This window comes from Bradyrhizobium sp. 215_C5_N1_1, assembly GCF_052075935.1.
Lineage (GTDB): Bacteria > Pseudomonadota > Alphaproteobacteria > Rhizobiales > Xanthobacteraceae > Bradyrhizobium > Bradyrhizobium barranii.
Genome location: NZ_CP197228.1, coordinates 1511863 through 1531598, shown reverse-complemented (window position 1 = coordinate 1531598; position 19736 = coordinate 1511863). Strand labels below are relative to the sequence as shown.

Here is a 19736-nt window from a genome sequence, read left to right as displayed (position 1 = left end):
ATGCTGATCGCATTCAAGCTGAAACTGCTGCTCGCCTGCGCCGCAGGGCTCGCAGGGCCGATCGCGGTGGCGCCGCTGGTCTCGGACATGGCGGTCCATCGCGCGGCGACGGAGCCTGCCATCGTCAGGGTCGCGCCGGGCAATCTCTCCTATCGCGAGGCCGGCGATTTCACCCGCGCGGGGCTGCAGGCCGAAGTGCCGCTGCGCGCGATGCGCTTCAACCGGCCGCTGCAGATCATGCGGCACCAGGTCTCGTCATCCGACTATCAGCTTTGCGTGCAGGATAGCGCGTGCCGCGCGCTCGATCGCGGCGTCGCGATTGCGTCCGATCGTCCCGCGGTCCAGGTGAGCTGGCACGATGCGCAGGCCTATGCGGGCTGGCTGTCGCGCAAGACCGGCCACACCTATCGCCTGCCGAGCGACGCGGAATGGGCCTTTGCGGCCGGCTCCCGGTTCAGGGACGACGGCGCGCCTGTGGACGCAGACGATCCTTCAAAGCGCTGGATCAGCCGTTACGAGCGTGAATCCGAGCGCGACCTCTCCGACACGACGGCCTATCCGTTCGGCAAGTTCGGCACCAACGAGCACGGTATCGAAGATCTCGCCGGCAATGTCTGGGAATGGACCTCGACCTGCTTCGTGCGCTCGCGGATCGACGCAGCCGGCAATGCCGGCCGCCCCACCGTGAATTGCGGCGTGCGCGTCGCCGAGGGTGCGCACCGCGCCTACGTCACCGACTTCATCCGCGACGCCCGCGCCGGTGGCTGCGCACAGGGCGTGCCGCCCGCCAATCTCGGTTTCCGCCTGGTGCGCGAGGAGCCGTCATGGGTCGCAAGCGTGTCGGCGCGGTGGGGCAAGGTGTGGGCGGCAAGGTCGTAGGTATCGCCGAGTAGCCCGGATGGAGCGCAGCGCAATCCGGGATCGGACCATCCACGAGCACCCCGGATTTCGCTACGCTCCATCCGGGCTACGGCGCATCACATCGTTCGCGCGAACATGCGAAATCCGGGCGCGCCGATGATCGCCTCGAACGCGGGATCGCGCTTCTCTTCGGCGAAGACAAATCCTGCCTTGGCGTAGGCGCGTTCGGCCGGCTGATTGCCGATCAGGAACGATATCGTCGCGCGGGCAAATCCGGCCGCTCGTCCCTTATCCAGTGCGTGCGCAAGCAACGCCTGCACGAGGCCGCGACCGCCATAGGCGGGATCGGTCGCGACGTGCTCGATCATCCAGTCGCCCTCGCCACCCTGAACCCAGCAGGCGCGCGTGTAGGTGCCGCGTCGGCGGATGGCTTCCAGCTCCGGCGCGGCCAGCCCGGTCGCGGCACCGACCTCCTCGATGGCTCGCCAGGCCGCAGGTCCCGTGCCGGCCGCCGGCAGTGCGCACAACGCGGCAGCAGGCTTGCCATCGATCTCGGCGATCAGGAATTGCGAGACATGCCACATCGACACCGCGTGTGCGGTCGTGATGCGCGCGATGAAATCGCGGCACTGTGCCTGGGGCCAGCCGAGCGTGACGTCGAACCAACCGCGCGGCCGATAGCCGCGCTGCGACGACAGGATGGTTTGTGCGATGAAATCGGCGTCTTCGGGACGCGCAGACCGTATCGTCATGCGCGCCCCCGTTGCGACGACCTTACGTGTTCTTCAGCGCGACGCGGAATTCGGCCTCGGTCTTGGCCTTGACCTCGTCGAGCGAGACGCCGTCGGCGAGCTCGATCAGCGCCATGCCGCCGTCGCCATGCTTGTCGATGGTGAAGACGGCGAGATCGGTGACGACCATGTCGACCACGCGCTCGCCGGTCAGCGGCAGATTGCACTTCTTCAGCAGCTTCGAGCCGTCCTTGGCCGAATGCTCCATCACGACGACGACGCGCTTGACGCCGGCGACGAGATCCATCGCGCCGCCCATGCCCTTGACCATCTTGCCGGGGATCATCCAATTGGCGAGATCGCCGTTCTGGGCCACCTGCATGGCGCCGAGGATCGACAGGTCCATGTGGCCGCCGCGGATCATCCCGAACGAATCCGCGCTCGAGAAATACGAGGTCGACGGCAGCTCGCTCACGGTCTGCTTGCCGGCATTGATGAGGTCGGCATCCACCTCGTCCTCATAGGGGAACGGGCCCATGCCGAGCATGCCGTTCTCGCTCTGGAGGCTGACATCGACGCCAACGGGGATGAAGTTCGAGACCAGCGTCGGGATGCCGATGCCGAGATTGACGTAGTAGCCGTCGCGCAGTTCCTTGGCGGCGCGCGCAGCCATCTGTTCACGGGTCCAGGCCATCTTAGTCTCCTGATCTCAAGCTGCCGTGCGCGGGCGGGTGTTGCGGAATTCGATGCGCTTCTTGGCCGTGCCGACCTCGACGATGCGCTTCACGAAGATGCCGGGCGTGTGGATGTGGTCGGGATTGAGTTCACCGGCCGGAACCAGATGCTCGACCTCGGCGACCGTGATCTTGGCGGCGGTCGCCATCATCGGATTAAAGTTACGCGCGGTCTTGCGGTAGATGAGGTTGCCGGCGGTGTCGCCCTTCCAGGCGTGCACGATGGCGAGGTCGGCGAACAGGCCGCGCTCCATCAGGTACTTCTCGCCGTCGAACTCCTTCACTTCCTTGCCTTCGGCGATCAGCGTGCCGACGCCGGTCTTGGTGTAGAAGGCCGGGATACCGGCGCCGCCGGCGCGGATGCGCTCGGCCAGCGTGCCCTGCGGATTGAATTCGAGTTCCAGCTCGCCGGCCAGGAATTGCTGGGCGAACAGCTTGTTCTCGCCGACATAGGACGAGATCATCTTCTTGATCTGGCGGGTTTCGAGCAGGCGGCTGAGGCCGATACCGTCGACGCCGGCATTGTTGGAGACGACCGTCAGGCCCTTGACGCCGGACTCGCGGATTGCGTCCGACAGCTCCTCGGCGATGCCGCAGAGGCCGAAGCCGCCCGACATGATCATCATGTTGTCTTTCAGAACGCCTTCGAGAGCCGACTTGGCGTCGGGATAGACCTTGTTCATGCAAATAACCTTCGGGTGAACCTTCGGCTGGCAGGCGTCGCGCCTCATTGGCGGCGATTATTAGGCGAAATCGTCCAAAGCCGTCAATGATACGGGGTTCTCCGTTCCGTCCTCCGGTGATAGAAGCTGCCCACGCCGTGGGCAGACCCGTCCGCGGCCTTGAAAGCGACAAGAAAACCCATCAAGTTGCGGGGGTTGGGCGTGGGCACGCAGGTTTCCGGTCCGCCCTTCTGGCTCCCGCGACCAACCCGATCAGGACATGCCATTGACCATGGCCCAAGGAATGAAGCGCCTCGGGACGCCGATCGCGGCGCTGCTCGGCCTCGCGCTGATCGCCCTGATCGCGACCTCCTGGCTCATCAACCGCGACGCGCTGCGCAAGGCGGTGGAAACGCAGATCCGCGACGTCACCGGGCTCGAGCTCAGCGTGGCAGGCAGCATCGACATTTCGCTGCTGCCGGCGAGCTACATTTCCTTCCATGACGTCGGCCTGAAGGGCGGCGGCACCAGCGATCCCGCGCTCCATGTCGACGTGCTCACCGCCAATCTCCGGCTGCTGCCGCTGCTGCTGCAGCGGTTCGAGATCGCCGACCTGACCCTGCTGCGGCCGCGCATCCATGTCAGCCTGAAGCAGGATGGCGAAAGCAACTGGACGCCCTTCATCCAGACCATTGCGCGCACCATGAAGCCGGGCGCCGAGAACCAGGTGTCGTTCTCCGAGATCAGGATCCAGGACGGTGTGCTCAATTACGAGGACGCCACCACCCACGCCGCCGAGAAGTTCGAGGACATCGACCTGTCGCTGGCCTGGCCCTCGATCTCGCGGTCCTTCGCCGCGACCGGACAATTCGACTGGCGCGGCGAGCGCGTCGACGGCTCGATCAGCTTCGCCGATTTCGTCGCCGCCCTCTCCGGCGACCGCTCCGGGCTGAAGGCGCGGATCGCCAGCGCCCCGCTCAAGCTCGCCTTCGACGGCAGCGTCGCCAACCGCACCAGCCCGATGATGGAAGGCACGCTCACCATCGACAGCCCGTCCTTGCGCAATGCGCTGCGCTGGACCGGTCAGCCGCAGCCCGGCAGCGGCGGCTTCGGCCGCTTCGCGCTGAAGGCGCGCGCCAATGTCGTCGGCGCCTCGATCGCGCTCACCAACGTCAATGTCGAGCTCGACGGCAACACCGCCGAGGGCGTGATGACCTACGCCAATAACGGCCGGCAGACGCTGCAAGCGACGCTTGCCGCCGACGCGCTCGACTTCACACCTTATATCTCGACCTTCCGCCTGCTCGCCAGCGGCGCCCGCGACTGGAACAGGCAGCTGTTCGATCTCAACGGGCTTTCGACCACCGACCTCGACATGCGCCTGTCGGCAGCCAGGCTGACAGTCGGGTCGTCGAAGCTCGGCCGCACCGCGATCGGCGCCAATCTGCGCAACGGCACGCTGGCGCTCTCGGTCGGCGAAGCCCAGGTCTATGGCGGCATCGCCAAGGGCTCGTTCGGGATCGCGCGCTCCGACACCGTCGCCGACGTCAAGGCGCAATTCCAGTTCACCGATGTCGATCTCCAGGCCTGCGCCTCCGAATTGTTCGGCCTCAACAAGCTGTCCGGCCGCGGCAACATCAACGTCTCGCTGCTGGCCTCCGGCTCCAGCCCGTTCGGCCTCGTGCAGTCGCTCGACGGCACTGCCACCGTGACCGGGCACGACGGTGCGATCTCGGGCTTCAACGCCGAGCAGCTCCTGAAGCGGCTGGAGCGGCGGCCGCTGTCGGGTGGCGGCAATTTCCGCAACGGCTCGACCCCTTATGACACTCTCACCGTCGCGGTGAAGTTCTCCGATGGGATCGCCACTGCCGAGGACATCCGCATCGAGGGGCCGGCTGCGAAGATCACGCTGACGGGCACTGCCTCGGTGCCGACGCGCGAATACGACATGAAGGGCGTGGCGAGCCTCAACACGACGTCCGGCTTTCAATTGCCCTTCATGGTGCAGGGTCCCTGGGACGATCCCCTGATCTTCCCCGACCCCGAAAGCCTGATCCGCCAGTCGCCTGCGGCGTCCCCCTTCCTGGACCTCCTGAAGCGGCGCATCACCGGCGAGAAGCACCCTGCACCGACAGATTCGCCGACGGCCGAGAACGCCAAGGGCAACGCGAAGTCCAACTGAGGACGGCGATCGTCCGGCGCTGCCGGACCATCGCGAATTGATCCGGCCGAATTGATGCGGCGATTGGATCGATGCGCGGATTAAGCATCTCCGCTGGCCCGACACCCCACGACCTATGTCTGACAAGATGCCGCTAGATCGGCTGACGGCCATGCGCTAGTGTTTTATACGACCGGTTAAAAACACCGGCCGTTTGAGGGAGAAAAACGTGAGATCCAAGGTTATTGGCGCAGTTTCATTGGCGGTCGCTGCGGTTGGGCTTTTTGCGGCCACTGCACCCGCCTTTGCGCAGCAGAAAACGATCACGGTCTGGTGGGGCAAGGGCTTCTATCGGTCCGAAGACGACGCGCTGATCGAGACGATCAAGAAGTTCGAAGCCAAGACCGGCATCAAGGTCGAATTGTCGCAGTACGCGATCCAGGACATGATTCCGAAGACGGTCGCCGCGCTCGATGCCGGCACCGTGCCCGATGTCGCCTATTCCGATTCCTACGACGTGCAGGCGCAGGGCAAGTGGGCCTATGAGGGCAAGCTCGAGGACCTCACGGACGTCATGGAGCCGATCAAGGGCCGGTTCGTGCAGAACACGCTGGACGCGTCGATCCTCTATAACGACGTCACCAAGAAGAAGGCCTATTACGGCTTCCCGCTGAAGCAGCAGAGCATGCATGTCGAGATCTGGAACGACATGCTGGAGAAGGCCGGCTTCAAGCTGAGCGACATCCCGACCGACTGGGCGGGCTACTGGACGTTCTGGTGCGACAAGGTGCAGCCGGGTATCCGTAAAGCCACCGGCCAGCGCATCTACGGCGTCGGCCAGCCGATGGGCGTGGAATCCACCGACGCCTTCCAGTCGTTCTACACGTTCATGGACGCCTACCACGTCAAGCTGGTCGACGACGACGGCAAGCTCCTGGTCGACGATCCCAAGGTGCGCGAGAATCTGATCAGCGCGCTGAAGGATTACACCGACACCTATATCAAGGGCTGCACGCCGCCCTCTTCCACAACCTGGAAGGACCCCGACAACAACGTCGCCTTCCACAACAAGACCATCGTGATGACCCACAACTTCACGATCTCGATCGCGGCGAAGTGGTTCGAGGACTCGCAGAACCAGGCTCTCACGCAGGAGCAGCGCGACGCCGGCAAGAAGGCCTATGAGCAGGACATCGTCACGGCGTCCTTCCCGAAGGCGCCCGACGGTTCGACCATCCGCTACCGCTCCGACGTCAAGACCGGGCTGGTGTTCACCGCGGCCAAGAACAAGGCCGAGGCCAAGCAGTTCATCAGCTTCCTGCTCCAGGAAGAAAATGTTCGCCCCTATATCGAGGGCGCGCTCGGCCGCTGGTTCCCGGTGACCAAAGAAAGCCAGGCCAGCCCGTTCTGGCAGGCCGACAAGCACCGCAAGGCGGTCTACGCCCAGTTCACCGGCGGCACCGCCGCGTTCGACTTCACCAAGAACTGGAAGTTCACGATCCTCAACAACGAGAACGTCTGGGCCAAGGCGATGAACCGGGTCGTCAGCGAAAAGGTCCCGGTCGACAAGGCCGTCGACGAGCTGATCGTCCGCATCAAGCAGGTTGCAGGCTAAATCTTCTTTCTTCCTCTCCCCGCTGGCGCGGGGAGAGGCGAAACGCTAATACCGGCCGCCTCGTGCGGCCGGAAGTCCTTTCAAAGAGTCCTGAAGAATGGCGATTACGCTCTCTGGCGATCAGTCGATGCCCGCTCCGCCCTTGTCGTCGCGGCTGACCCCGGCGCAGGTCTGGGGCATCGTGCTGCTCGCGCCCTATCTGCTCGTCTTCCTCGCCTTCGTCGTATATCCCGTCTGCTACGGGCTGTGGCTGGCGCGGGCCCCGTCGAATTATGTCGCGCTGTTTCACGATCCGATCTTCGCGCGCGCCGCGGTCAACACGCTCATCTTCCTGGTCATCGGCATCAACATCAAGATGCTGATCGCGTTGTTCCTGTCCGGCTTCTTCGCGCAGCAGCGCACCTGGATCAAATGGCTCTCGGTGATCTTCATCCTGCCCTGGGCGGTGCCGTCGATCCCGACCATCCTGTCGGTGCGCTTCATGTTCAATCCCGAATGGGGCGTGGTCAACCACCTCATCTTCTCCCTCACCGGCGATGACGGCCCGAACTGGCTGAACGACCCCGCCGTGGCGCTGAGCATGGCGATCGGCGTGCACATCTGGAAATCACTGCCGTTCTGGACGCTGATCCTGATCACCGGACGCCTTGCGATCGCGCACGATCTGTTCGAGGCCGCCGAGGTCGATGGTGCGAGCTGGTGGCAGAAATTCCGCTACATCACCTGGCCGTCGATGCAGACGCTCTACATCACCTGCACACTGCTCTCGATGATCTGGACGCTCGGCGATTTCAACAGCGTCTATCTGCTCACCGGCGGTGGCCCGGCTGACCTCACGCACGTGCTGGCGACGCTCGGTATCCGCTATCTCCGGCTCGACCAGCTCTCGCTCGCGATGGCCTCCATCGTCTGCGCGATGCCGTTCGTCCTGCCGCTCGTGTACTTTATGATGAAACGGTTGTCGCGATGAAGCTTCCCGGCGTAAGCGAATTTTCCTGGCGCGACGTCGCGATCGAAGCGCGGCTGCTGCTGATCGGTATTCCTGTCTTCCTGTGGACGATGATTCCGATCTACCACATGTTCCTGTTCGCGATCTCCCCGAAGGAGGACGCGTTCTCGGGCAAGCTGTGGCCGGATCATCCGACGCTCCACAACTTCGAGATCGTGTTCAAGCAGCAGCACTACTTCCTGCGCGACTTCTACATCCAGTTCTGGAACTCGACGGTGATCGCAGTCTCCGTCGGCGTGCTGACGCTGTTCATCGCCACCGCCGCGGCGTTCGCGATCTCGCGATTGAAGGTGCCGGGCGGCCGCACCGTGTTGAACCTCGCGCTCTTCACCTATTTCATCCCCGCGGCGTTCCTCGCCGTGCCGATGTACCGCACCATGGGCAATTACGGCCTGCTCAACAATCACTGGTCGCTGATCCTGGCCATGGTGACGATTGCCAGCCCCTACGCGATCTGGGTGCTCAAGCAGGCCTCCGACAAGCTGCCTGTCGAGCTGGATGAAGCCGCGGTGATGGACGGCGCCACGACGCTCCAGATCTTCCGCCTGGTCTACCTGCCGCTGATGATGCCCTCGCTGGTCGCGATCGGCACCTATGCGGTGCTGCTCGCCTGGAACGAATATCTCTACGCGTTCCTGCTTCTGTCCAACGACCGCGAGATCACCCTCCCCGTCGCGCTCGGCAACTTCCTCGCTGCCGACGATTCGCCCTGGGAGCTGTTGATGACCACCGGCTTCATTTACGCGCTGCCGCCGGCCGCGGTCTACTACGCCTTCCGCCGCTACATGGTGGGCGGGCTCACGGCAGGCGCAGTGAAGTCCTGACAATCGAGAGCCTCGTTCCGATGGAATCGGAACGGGGCTCTCGATTCTTGTTTTGACGCGTTTTCCTTACGCGAACCGGTATCCACCTCGCTCGAAATCGCTCCCGGACGCATCGCGTCGCCGCAAGCAGGGCGTTCGAGCGACGACGTGGACAATTGCGGGTTGTCCACGCCTGCTCTAACCTCGCAGCCCTGTCACGGGGCACGTCACCATGCGCGGCAACGACGCGATCCATCTCGGCCTGATGCTGCTGGCGTTCGCGGCGTCCTATCTGGTGCCGTTCGAGCTACTGCTGCTGGCCTATGTCGTGCTTGGCCCGGCGCACTACTTCACCGAGATCTCGTGGCTGCACGATCGCAGCTATTATCTGCCCCACCGCGGGATCGCGGCGGTCCTCGCGATCATCGCCGTGGTCGCGGCGCTGATCGACAACGCCTCATGGTTCGGCCTTGCGAAGTGGGGCGCGCTGGTCGTCTGCGCCATGCTGGCAGCCACGACCTCCGCGATCGAGAGCATGCTGCTGTTCATGGTGGCGATCGTCCTGTCCGCGATCATGTATTCGAGCGGATCGTCGCTTGCGGTCATCGGCATCCTGATTCCGACCCTGATCCACGTCTCGCTGTTCACGCTGGTCTTCATGGTGCTCGGCGCGCACCGGTCGGGCAGCCGCGTGCAGGCTGCGCTGGTGGTCGTCTATGTGCTTGCGGTCGCCACGATCCTGTTGCTGCCGCCAACGGCCGAAATCCGGATCTCGAGCTTTGCCCGGGTCGGACAGGACTATTTCGGCAATGTCGGTCCAGCGCTGGGCCGGCTGTTCGGAGTCCCCGGCCTCGTCCTCGACACCCGGCTGACGAGCCTGCTCGCTTTCGTCTATACCTACCACTAGCTCAACTGGTTCATCAAAGCCGACGTCATCCGCTGGACTGAGGTGCCCAAACGGCGACTGGCGGCGATGGCCGCCGCAAGCGCCGCCTCCACCGCGCTGTACTTCTACGACTACGCTTTCGGCTTCACCTTCCTGCTGGCGCTGAGCCTGATCCACATCCTGCTCGAGTTTCCGCTCGACAGCCTCGCGCTGCGGCAGCTCGGTGCCGCGATGCAGGGCGCGGTGCGCGCGCGATACGTGGGGCCCATCTCGGCCTCCGCGACGCGGTCGCGTTCTACGGGCACCAAGGCCGCGAAACGCGCAACCCGGTCACGCTGATCATCTCTCCGCGCTCTTGCGTCGATACGTGACCAGCAGGGCGATCGTCGAGCCGATGAAGTAGCCGGCGGTCGCGCCCGAGATGGCGCGGCCGGCGACGATCGCCAGCGCGCGATCGCCCGCATCGATCGCCGAGATCACGCCGACCGCATATTGCGAGGCGAAGACAATCAGGTTGCGGACCAGACCAAATGGGCTGCCCGGACGGATGATCTGCCCGGTCATGTGATCGACGTCGAACGGGCGCGGCGTCAGCACGCCAAGCGGCAGCAGCACCAGCGCGGCCGCGATCCATGCGACCAGCGGCCAAACGCTGTCTTGGTGGCCGAAGCCGAGCCGCGAAATCCCCCAGACGATGAACACGACCGGCACGATCAGCGCGCGCCAGATCGGCGTCGTGCGCGGCTGCATCGCCTGAACGCCCTGCCACACCAGAAAAGCGAGCAGCATCCAGACCCAGACCGGCGTGTGGATCAGGATCTGGTAGGCGAATGTCATGATTGCTCCTCGCCTACAGCGGCGCCGCGCTCTCGCCCTGCGAGTTCGAGAGTTTCGAGGCAAGCGAGGCGATGACGATAACCACCGCGATCAGGGCGATCACCAGCGTGCAGATCGCGTTGATCTCGGGCTTCACGCCGAGCCGCACCTCCGAGTAGATCCGGATCGGCAGCGTCGCCGAGCCGGGGCCGGTGGTGAAACTCGCGATCACGAGATCGTCGAGCGACAGCGTGAAGGCCAGCATCCAGCCCGCCACGATCGCGGGCGCGATCAGCGGCAGCGTCACGGCGACGAAGGCGCGAGCCGGGTTGCAGCCGAGATCCATCGCCGCCTCCTCCAGCGAACGGTCGAGCGAGCCGAGGCGGGACTGCACGACCACCGCGACGAAGCACATCGTCAGCGTGGTGTGGGCGATCGTCACCGTCCAGAAGCCGCGCTCGGCGTTGAGCGCGACGAACAGCAGCAGCAGCGACAATCCGGTGATCACCTCCGGCACCACCAGCGGCGCGTAGAGCATGCCCGAGAACAGCGTGCGGCCGCGAAAGCGCTCGCCGCGCGACAGCGCAACGGCTGCGAGCGTGCCGAGCAGCGTGGCGATGGTCGCTGAGGAGACCGCGACCCGCAGGCTCATCCAGGCCGCCTCGATCATGGCGCGGTCATTGAAGAACTCGTGGTACCAGCGCAGCGACCAGCCGCCCCACACCGTCACCAGCCGCGAGGCATTGAAGGAGTAGATGACGAGGATGAGGATCGGCAGATAGAGGAATGCCAGGCCCAATGCGAGCGAGGCGATGTTGAAGCGGGACAGGCGGGAGACCTCGCGCATCGCTTCAGCGCCCCTGTTCCAGCTGCCGCTTCTGCAGCCGCTCGTACAGCAGCAGCGGCACCAGCAGCACCACCAGCAGCACGATCGCCGCAGCGGAGGCCACCGGCCAGTCCTTGTTGGTGAAGAATTCGAGCCACAGGGTCTGGCCGATCATCAGCGAATTGGAGCCGGCCAGAAGGTCCGGGATCACGAACTCGCCCACGATGGGGATGAAGCACAGCAGCACGCCCGCGCCGACGCCGGGCAGCGACAGCGGAAAGGTGATGAGCCAGAACACCTGCCAGGGCGGCGCGCCGAGATCAGAGGCCGCCTCCTCCAGCACCGGCTCCATTTTCGCGAGCGTGGCGTAGAGCGGCAGGATCATGAACGGCAGATAGGAATAGACAATGCCGATATACATCGCGGTGTCGGTCGAGAGCCACACCACCGGCTGGCTGACCAGATGCAGCGCGAGCAGGATCTGGTTCAGCAGGCCGTCATGCTGGAGGATGTTGATCCAGGCATAGATGCGGATCAGGAACGAGGTCCAGAACGGCACGATCACCAGCACCATCGCCACCGCTTGCCAGCGCTTCGGCAACCGCGCCATGCCGTAGGCGATGGGATAGCCGATCACGAGCAACAGCGCAGTCGCGGTGACGGCGACGGTGAGGCTGCGCACATAGGCGAACACGTAGATGTCGTCTGAGGCGAGCAGCTTGAAATTGTCGATCGACAGCGCAGCGAACGCTGCCTTGAGCGCCTCCCATCCCGCCATCAGGTCGAACACCGGCTCGTAGGGCGGCTGCGCGATCGCCGTCTGCGACAGGCTGATCTTGAGCACGAAGCCGAACGGCACCAGGAAGAACAGCAGCATCCAGACGTAGGGCGCGATCGCGGCAAAGCGCGCGGGTCTTGCGAAGATGCGGCGCGAGCTCATGATTGCAGCACCACGCAGTCGTCGGGCGTGAACCAGGCGACGACACGCTGGTTCAGGCTGTAGGCGTCGACGTCGAGGCGCGCGCTGTTGGGGACCGACGCCTGCACGATTCCGCCGGCATCGAGCTTCACCTTGTAGGTGGTGGTGCCGCCGAGATAGCAGATGTCGGCGACCACGCCGTCCAGGCTGTTGATCGCCGTCTCACGACCAGCCTCGCTCACCGGCCCGCGGCGCGAGAGCTTGACCTTCTCGGGGCGGATCGCGACCGACAATTTTCCCGCGCCGACGCCTTCGCGCGGCTCGGCCACCACCAGCGCACCCGCATCGCGCGTGCCGATGATCAGACGATGGCCGTCGCGCAATTTGGACTCGCCGTCGAACAGATTGATGTCGCCGACGAACTCCGCGATCCAGCGCGAGCGCGGCGCTTCATAGAGCTCGCGGGGGCTCGCGATCTGGGCGAGCTTGCCGGCCCTCATCACGCCGATCCGGCTCGCCATTGTCATGGCTTCCTCCTGATCGTGGGTGACGATGATAAAAGTCATGCCGAGCCGGCGCTGCAGCTCCATCAGCTCGCCCTGCGTGCTCTCGCGCAGCTTCTTGTCCAGCGCGGCCAGCGGCTCGTCGAGCAGCAGAAGCTGCGGCCGGCGCGCCAATGCACGCGCCAGCGCCACGCGCTGACGCTGACCGCCGGAGAGCTGGTCGGGCCTGCGTTTCTCCAGCCCCTCGAGCTTCACCAGCGCAATCATTTCCGCCACGCGCGTGGCGATGTCGGCGCGCGCCATGCCGGCCCGCTTCAGGCCGAAGGCGATGTTGTCGCGCACGGAGAGATGCGGAAACAGCGCGTAGTTCTGGAACATCATGTTGATCGGCCGCTCATGCGGCAGCGCCTGCGCGATGTCCCGGCTGCCGAGCAGGATGCGCCCCTCGTCCGGCGCCTCGAACCCGGCGAGCATGCGCAGCAGCGTGGTCTTGCCGCAGCCGCTGGGCCCGAGCAGCGCGAAGAACTCGCCGGCCTTGATGTCGAGCGACACGCCGTCCACGGCCCGGAACGTCCCGAACGTCTTGGCGACGCCCTCGATGCGCAGCAGCGGCTGCCCCGCCGCAGGAAGCGCATCCGCGCCGGCGTCTATCTTGGGCAATTCGTCCGTCATGGTCCCTGCCAACCCCGATTCCGCCGCACGCTAGCGGCCGATCGTCCCCAGCTCAACCGGTTCGGGGCGCGTCGTTCACATCACATTCGCCATGAACGCGGCCAGCGCGTCACTGTCCGCCGCGGGTATCGTCAGGCCGAGCTTGGAACGCCGCCACAAGATATCCTCGGGAAAACGGGCCCATTCCCGGGTCATCAGATAGCGCACTTCGGCGCCGGTCAGTTCGGGACCGAAGGCGGGGCCGAGCTCGTCGCGGGCCTTCGCCTCGCCGAGCACGGCCGGCAAGCGCGAGCCATAGGCCGCGACCAGACGCTGAGCCTGCGTCTCCGACAGAAAGCGCCAGCGGTCGCGGGCGAGGTCGACTTCGGTGTCGAAACGATCCCAGGCAAAATCTCCGCCGGGCAGCGCGGCGCCGGCGGTCCAGGGCGGCGACATCGGATAGAACGGCGTCAGCTTCGTCACGGCCCGCTCGGCGCGCAGGCGCGCGGTGGTGACGTCGCCGCCGAACATCGTGATCAGCGGCGCCTTGCGCCGGCGCGCGTGGAACAGCGTCGTCCCGTCGCGCCGCCGCACGGACGCCAGCGTCAGGTTGACGCCGGAGACCGCGCGCACCACGTCGGTGGGCGCGACGCGCTCGCGGAAATAGCGGCTGGCGGCCTCGCAGAGATAGCTGACGTCAGCCCCAGGCATCGCCACGATCGCGGGATCACCGGTGAAATCACGAGTGACCGTACCGATCAGCGTAAAATCGCGCTCAAAGGGACTCGCGAAGATCAGCCGCCCGTCGCTGTTCTGGAAGACGTAGACGTTGTCGGACTCGAACAGCCGCGGCACGATGATCTGGCTCATCTGCATGGCCGCCATGGTGGGCTGCGGCTGGCGCAGCACGGTCTCTGCGACGATCGACGTCCAGCCGCCGGTGGCATTGGCCAGCGCCCGGGCCGTGACCACGCGGCGATGGCCACGATCGACCACCGCGAGGCGCCATGTGTCGGTTCGATCGGCGCGGACACAGCGCGCCCCGGTCCGGATCGCAGCGCCACGTTCGGCGGCGTCCAGCGCCGTCAGCACCACCAGGCGGGAATCATCGACGACGCAGTCCGAATATTCGAAAGCCGTTCCAAACGGGCGCTTCAGCGCGTTGCCGACCGGATGATGCGTGATGTCGAGGGTCGTCGCGGCAGGCAGGCCGCTCCGACCGGTGAGGCCGTCATAGAGGTACAAGCCGGCGCGCAGCAGCCAGGGTGGACGCTCCTCGGAATGGGCCGGGATCACGAAGCGCATCGGCCGGACCAGATGCGGCGCGATGGCAAGCCACGTCCGGCGCTCGGCCAAAGCCCGGCGCACCCGCCAAAAACCGCGGCGTTCCAGCACCGACAGATCGCCATGGATCAGCCGCGGCGTCGCGGATGACGCCGCGCCGCCGAGATCGCCCTGCTCCAGCAGAATGACCCGCAGGCCGCGGCCGGCCGCATCGCGGGCGAGGCTGACACCGTTCAGGCCGCCGCCGATGATCGCAAGGTCGTAATCCGCCATGAAGCCGTCGAATGGGAGCTAGCGCCCGCCATCACTAGAGCCATTTCCATTCCGATGAAATCGGAACGAGGCTTTGGATTCTTGTTTTGACGCGTTTTCTTTGCGCGAACCGGTATCCGCTTGGCTCGATAACGCTCTAGCCGGTCTTGAGCGCAAGCTCCATGGTCTCGGCGCGGCCGACGAGGCCGGCATATTTGCCGATCGGCAGCGGCTTGCCGAGCAGGTAGCCCTGCACGCCGTCGCAGCCCTCCTTGGCAAGAAAGACGAGCTGATCGAGGGTCTCGACGCCCTCGGCGATGATCGACATTTCGAGGCCGTGGCCGAGATCGATCACGGCGCGGACGATAGCCGCCGATTGCGGGTTGCGGCCGAGATTCATGATGAAGGCGCGGTCGATCTTGATCTTGTCGAACGGGAACGCCTGGAGATAGCTCAGCGAAGAGTAACCGCTGCCGAAATCATCCATGGAGATGCGCACGCCGAGCGCCTTCAGCCGGCGCAGCAATGCAAGACCCCGATCAAAGTCCTCGATGAGCACGCCCTCGGTGATTTCCAGCTCGAGCCGGCCGGGTGCGAGGCCCGTCTCGATCAGGATTGAATGGACCAGCCCGACCACGTCGCCGTGCATGAACTGCGCCGGCGACAAATTGACCGCGACCTGGAGCGGCTTCGGCCAGGACGCCGCCTCGCGGCAGGCCTCGCGCAGGATCCACTCGCCCATCTCGACGATCAGGCCGCTCTCCTCCGCGATCGGGATGAACTCGGCCGGCGAGACTTGGCCGCGCACCGGATGCTGCCAGCGCGCCAGCGCTTCGAAGCCGATAATCTCGCTCTCGGCGACGCTGTGGCGCGCGATGCCCTGCGGCTGGAACGCGAGCGACAATTCGCCGTTCTTGATCGCTTTCGACAGGTCCTGGTGCAGCACGCGGCGGTCGCGGATCTGCTGGTCCATCTCCGGCTGGTAAAGGCCGATCGTGCCGCGCGACTTCTGCTTGGCGCGGAACAGCGCCGCGCCGGCATTGGCCAGCAGCGATGCGCCGTCGGCACCATTATGCGGGAAGATCGACATGCCGGTGGTGACGCCGGCGCGGACCGCCCGGCCGTCGATCTGAAATTCCTGGGCAACGGCCTCGCCGAGCTGCTGCGCCAGCGCAAGGCCCGCCTCCGGCTGCTTGCCGTCGATGATGAGGCCGAACTCGTCGCCGGACAGGCGCGCCACCACGCCGCCGCGCGCGGAATCCTGAAGCCGCTGGGCCACCTCGATCAAGAGCTTGTCGCCGAGCGCATGACCGAAGACGTCGTTGACCTCCTTGAGGCCGTCGAGGTCGAGGCAGAGCACGGCGAACTCCTCGCTGGTGCCTTCGCAGGCCTCGATCATCTGGGTCAGCGCCTGGAGGAAGGCGGCGCGGTTCGGCAGATCGGTCAGGCCGTCGTGATAGGCCATGTGCGCCATGCGCGACTCGGTCTGCCGGCGGTCGGTGACGTCTTCGTGGGTCTTGATCAGATATTGCGGCTCGCCGGCATCGCTGAGCACGGTCGCCCGCCGGGTCAGGAACAGCCGCAGGCCGTCCTTGGTGGAGATCGGGTGCTCCTCGGTAATCATCCCGCGCTTCTTGATCGCGGCCTCGTCGCGCGCGATGATCAGCTTGGCTTCCTTGGGATTGAAGATGTCGGAGGCGGTCAGGCCCGTGGCCTCTTCGCGCCGGCGGTTGAGGATCGTCTCCGCGCTGCGATTGGCGAGCAGGTAGCGGCCGTCCTTGACCTGCTCCACGATCAGCGCCACCGGAATGTTGTCGACCACAAGCTCCAGGAACTTCTTCGTGCTCTCCAGCTCCTGCGACAGCGAGCGGCGGTCGGTGATATCCTCGAACACGAGCATCAGGAATTCGGGCTTGTTGCTCTCGTCGCGGACCACGATCCGGATCGAGGCAACCATGCGCCGTTCACCGGCGCGGTCGACCTCGAATTCATTGCGGAACTGGCCGTCCGGCGAATTCAGTGCCGCCTTGTCGGCCGCCTCGATGCTGGCCGTCGAGATGGGCGCGAACAGCTCCCGCGCATTCTTGCCGACGGCGTGGTCGCGCGAGAACCCCCAGAACCGTTCATAGGCGCTGTTGGCGAAGATGTAGCGACCGTCCTCGATATTCTTCGCGGCGACGCAGGCCGGCACGTGGTCCAGCACGGTTTCCAGGAATTGCTTGGTGGAGGCGAGCTGCCGTGACAGCTTGCGCTGATCGCTGACGTCCAGATGCGTCGCGACCGAGCCGCCGTTCGGCAACACGAAATATTTCACCAGGATGGCGCGGCCATCAGGCAGTTCGGTGATCAGGCCGTTGGGGCTCGCCGCCTTCTCGTAGAACTCATCGTCGGAGACACCGCCGAGGACGTCGCGCTTGCGCCTGAGTTCGAGGATGTCGTAGCCGGTCATCCCGGTCCACAGATCCGAGCGCGCCAGGCCGTAGATCTCGAGATAGCGGTCGTTGCAGAACATGATGCGTCGTTGCGCATCCGTCATCACCACGCCCTGGTTGAGATTGTTCATGGCGGAGGAGACGAAGGCGTTGCGCCGCAGCTGCAAGCGCTTGGTGCGGCGCAGCGAGGAATGGATCCACAGCGCGATGGCGGCCAGGAACGCACAGACGACGATGCCGCCGATCAGCGCTTCCCAGACCAAATTGGGATCGAGCTTGCCTGGTGGCGCGAAGCTGTCCGAGAGCGCAAAGGCGCGCGCAGGCGCGACCGCGCTGCCCAGGCACACGACGGCCTGCACAGCAATCGGAAGCGTGCTGCCCACGTGCCAGTTCTTCTCAGCCATCAGCCACCCGCGCTTTCAACGTCGGATTGTCTGGCTTCACGGGTTTGGATCGGGTAAACGCCTGTACGCGCAACAGAAAAATGTGACGCCAAATACGGCAATTGCCCTGACATGATAAATGCTTCCTTAATGGAAAACGGCCCGGTGCCGTGGTTCTCAGGCCTGATGCCACCGATACTTTCAATGGATACACTGCACAACCATGGATAGGGTCGACTGCGTCGTCATCGGAGCCGGCGTGGTCGGGCTCGCGGTGGCTCGAAAGCTTGCCCAGACCGGGCGCGAGGTGATCGTGCTCGAGGAAGCCGAGGCCATCGGCACCATCACCTCCTCGCGCAACAGCGAGGTGATCCATGCCGGGATCTATTACCGCGCCGGGAGCTGGATGGCGCGCATGTGCGTCAGCGGCAAGCATGCGCTGTATCGCTACTGCGGCGAGCGCGGCATCCCGCACAAGAATTGCGGCAAGCTGATCGTCGCGACCAGCGCCAAGGAGACCGAGAAGCTGCAATCGATCAAGGCGCATGCCGAGGCCAATGGCGTGCTCGACATGCAGCTGCTCACTGGCGAGGCCGCGCGCGCGCTGGAGCCGGCGCTCGCCTGCGACGCCGCGCTGCTCTCGCCATCGACCGGCATCATCGACAGCCACGCCTACATGCTCTCGCTGCGCGGCGAGGCCGAGGCAGCCGGCGCGGCCTTTGCATTTCACACCCCGCTGGTCCGCGCCAAGGCAGCCGGCGATGTGATCGAGATCGAGGCCGGCGGCGAAGCGCCGATGACGCTGCAATGCGGCCTGCTCGTCAACGCCGCCGGGCTCTCGGCGACAACGGTCGCACGCCACATCGACGGCATGCCGATCGACCGGATTCCACCGGCCTATCTCGCCAAGGGAAACTATTTCAGCTGCAACGCCAGGGCACCGTTCTCGCACCTGATCTATCCGGTGCCCGAGCCTGGCGGGCTCGGCGTGCACCTGACGCTGGACATGGCCGGGCAGGCACGCTTCGGCCCCGACGTCGAGTGGATCGAGACGATCAATTACGAGGTCGATCCATCACGCGCCGAGCGCTTCTATCCGGCGATCCGGAGATACTGGCCGACGCTGCCCGACGGCGCGCTGATGCCGAGCTATTCAGGCATTCGCCCGAAGATCGTGCCGCCGGCGGTGGCCACGCAGGATTTTCTGATGCAGGGCCCGCGCGATCACGGCGTCGAAGGCCTGATCAACCTGTTCGGCATCGAATCGCCGGGACTGACGTCATCGCTCGCGATCGCGGATCACGTCGCTGAGCTCGCAGGCATCTAGGGGATTTTCCATCGGAGCGGAAAGGCTCCAAGCGCCGCGCAAATAACTTTGCACGCTGCGCACCTTCATGCAGGGATGAGCACAATAGCTCTCACCCCTGCATGAAAGGGTAAGTTCAACTCTACACTGTTACAGGGGTTACTAGTGGAGCGTGTCGCCGGTGTGCTTCAAACGCTCGATCTGGTCCTTGACCATCAACTTCCGTCGCTTCAACTCAACAATTTGCAGGTCGTCTGTTGAAAGGTGCACGAGAGCTTCGTGCAATTCGTTTTCGAGCGTTTTGTGCTTCCGTTCCAATTCAACCAGATGTGCCTGAATTGTCATTCGAAACCTCCTCGGTAGGGGGAAACCTTGGATTCGATCCGGACAAACAAGTGTACATCACCGATTCGTTCTGTCGATATGTATCCGTCGTCGCAGCGTCATTTTTGAAAATTCATATGTAACGAATCGTGAGTAAGGAACCACGCTGGAAAAATCCATGATATCAATGTGCTTGCGCAACGCCGCAACGAATCGTCGAAATATCTTGCGAGAGTTCGGTGAGCGGCGGCCCGAGATCGCTTGCGATCACGGCGCGCAAGGACGATAATTTCCACAGGGCATCCACAGCCTTGAATCTCACGCCCATCGGGTTTTCGGCCACCGCGAACATGACCAATGAAGACGAGCGTGAGCTCGAAGCCGAGCTCACCCGGTTGCAGCAAGAACACCGAGATCTCGACGCCGCGATCGATGCGATGCATCAATCGCCTGCCCCCGACCTGTTGCGGTTACAACGGTTGAAGAAGCGCAAGCTGTTGTTGCGCGACCGTATCGCGTTCATCGAAGACCAGATCACGCCGGACATCATCGCCTGATCCGCGAGGCCCTTTTCGTGG

19 protein-coding genes are annotated in these 19736 nt (G+C 64.7%); 9 read left to right on the top strand and 10 right to left on the bottom strand.

Going from position 1 to position 19736, the window contains the following annotated elements; translation table 11 throughout:
- Complete coding sequence (locus tag AB7G19_RS07140) at positions 1–879, top strand: SUMF1/EgtB/PvdO family nonheme iron enzyme (RefSeq protein WP_085400785.1); 879 nt, start codon at positions 1–3, stop codon at positions 877–879.
- A 98-nt stretch (positions 880–977) separates the two neighbouring features.
- Here AB7G19_RS07140 and AB7G19_RS07135 read toward each other — a convergent pair whose 3' ends face one another.
- The 3 genes from AB7G19_RS07135 to AB7G19_RS07125 are packed head-to-tail and all read right to left on the bottom strand — an operon-like array spanning position 978 to position 3009.
- Positions 978–1613 (bottom strand): GNAT family N-acetyltransferase, encoded by a 636-nt coding sequence (locus AB7G19_RS07135; RefSeq protein ID WP_085400787.1) that lies wholly within the window; start codon positions 1611–1613, stop codon positions 978–980.
- Between the two features lie 22 nt (positions 1614–1635).
- Positions 1636–2286, bottom strand: coding sequence for a 3-oxoacid CoA-transferase subunit B (locus AB7G19_RS07130; protein ID WP_085400788.1), 651 nt, complete (start codon positions 2284–2286; stop codon positions 1636–1638).
- Between the two features lie 15 nt (positions 2287–2301).
- Positions 2302–3009: a CoA transferase subunit A gene (locus AB7G19_RS07125; RefSeq protein ID WP_028151658.1), complete on the bottom strand. Its 708-nt coding sequence runs from the start codon at positions 3007–3009 to the stop codon at positions 2302–2304.
- A gap of 271 nt (positions 3010–3280) precedes the next feature.
- Here AB7G19_RS07125 and AB7G19_RS07120 point away from each other — a divergent pair, with 271 nt between their 5' ends.
- The 6 genes from AB7G19_RS07120 (at position 3281) to AB7G19_RS07095 (ending at position 9801) form a co-directional block, all read left to right on the top strand.
- Positions 3281–5170 (top strand): AsmA family protein, encoded by a 1890-nt coding sequence (locus AB7G19_RS07120; RefSeq protein ID WP_085400790.1) that lies wholly within the window; start codon positions 3281–3283, stop codon positions 5168–5170.
- Between the two features lie 208 nt (positions 5171–5378).
- A complete protein-coding gene (locus AB7G19_RS07115; RefSeq protein ID WP_028151660.1) occupies positions 5379–6764 on the top strand; it encodes an ABC transporter substrate-binding protein in 1386 nt (461 codons plus the stop codon).
- Positions 6765–6861: 97 nt separating this feature from the next.
- Positions 6862–7734, top strand: coding sequence for a carbohydrate ABC transporter permease (locus AB7G19_RS07110; RefSeq protein WP_028151661.1), 873 nt, complete (start codon positions 6862–6864; stop codon positions 7732–7734).
- The gene (locus tag AB7G19_RS07105; RefSeq protein ID WP_028151662.1) at positions 7731–8597 is read left to right on the top strand and encodes a carbohydrate ABC transporter permease; all 867 of its coding nucleotides are present in this window, start codon (positions 7731–7733) and stop codon (positions 8595–8597) included. The genes AB7G19_RS07110 and AB7G19_RS07105 overlap by 4 nt, the downstream gene beginning before the upstream one ends.
- 211 nt (positions 8598–8808) lie before the next feature.
- Complete coding sequence (locus tag AB7G19_RS07100) at positions 8809–9483, top strand: hypothetical protein (protein WP_245344055.1); 675 nt, start codon at positions 8809–8811, stop codon at positions 9481–9483.
- 66 nt (positions 9484–9549) lie between these two features.
- Complete coding sequence (locus tag AB7G19_RS07095; protein WP_245344056.1) at positions 9550–9801, top strand: hypothetical protein; 252 nt, start codon at positions 9550–9552, stop codon at positions 9799–9801.
- On the opposite strand, the gene AB7G19_RS07090 is transcribed toward AB7G19_RS07095, so the two are convergent.
- The 6 genes from AB7G19_RS07090 to AB7G19_RS07065 form a co-directional block, all read right to left on the bottom strand.
- Positions 9802–10299 (bottom strand): DUF6622 family protein, encoded by a 498-nt coding sequence (locus AB7G19_RS07090; protein ID WP_085400792.1) that lies wholly within the window; start codon positions 10297–10299, stop codon positions 9802–9804. It abuts the gene before it with no gap.
- Between the two features lie 13 nt (positions 10300–10312).
- Positions 10313–11125 (bottom strand): ABC transporter permease, encoded by an 813-nt coding sequence (locus AB7G19_RS07085; RefSeq protein WP_085400794.1) that lies wholly within the window; start codon positions 11123–11125, stop codon positions 10313–10315.
- Positions 11126–11129: 4 nt separating this feature from the next.
- Positions 11130–12044, bottom strand: coding sequence for an ABC transporter permease (locus tag AB7G19_RS07080; protein ID WP_085400796.1), 915 nt, complete (start codon positions 12042–12044; stop codon positions 11130–11132).
- Complete coding sequence (locus tag AB7G19_RS07075; RefSeq protein WP_085400798.1) at positions 12041–13198, bottom strand: ABC transporter ATP-binding protein; 1158 nt, start codon at positions 13196–13198, stop codon at positions 12041–12043. Before AB7G19_RS07075 ends, AB7G19_RS07080 begins: the two co-directional genes overlap by 4 nt.
- A gap of 75 nt (positions 13199–13273) precedes the next feature.
- Positions 13274–14734, bottom strand: coding sequence for a glycerol-3-phosphate dehydrogenase (locus tag AB7G19_RS07070; protein ID WP_085400800.1), 1461 nt, complete (start codon positions 14732–14734; stop codon positions 13274–13276).
- A gap of 136 nt (positions 14735–14870) precedes the next feature.
- Complete coding sequence (locus AB7G19_RS07065) at positions 14871–17549, bottom strand: sensor domain-containing protein (RefSeq protein WP_063981130.1); 2679 nt, start codon at positions 17547–17549, stop codon at positions 14871–14873.
- Positions 17550–17751: 202 nt separating this feature from the next.
- On the opposite strand from AB7G19_RS07065, the gene AB7G19_RS07060 reads away from it, so the two are divergent.
- Positions 17752–18855, top strand: coding sequence for an NAD(P)/FAD-dependent oxidoreductase (locus AB7G19_RS07060; RefSeq protein ID WP_085400801.1), 1104 nt, complete (start codon positions 17752–17754; stop codon positions 18853–18855).
- A 141-nt stretch (positions 18856–18996) separates the two neighbouring features.
- On the opposite strand, the gene AB7G19_RS07055 is transcribed toward AB7G19_RS07060, so the two are convergent.
- Positions 18997–19179, bottom strand: a complete 183-nt coding sequence (locus AB7G19_RS07055; RefSeq protein ID WP_008131172.1) for a YdcH family protein — start codon at positions 19177–19179, stop codon at positions 18997–18999.
- A 329-nt stretch (positions 19180–19508) separates the two neighbouring features.
- Here AB7G19_RS07055 and AB7G19_RS07050 point away from each other — a divergent pair, with 329 nt between their 5' ends.
- Positions 19509–19715: a YdcH family protein gene (locus tag AB7G19_RS07050; protein WP_063986093.1), complete on the top strand. Its 207-nt coding sequence runs from the start codon at positions 19509–19511 to the stop codon at positions 19713–19715.
- Positions 19716–19736 lie beyond the last annotated feature (21 nt).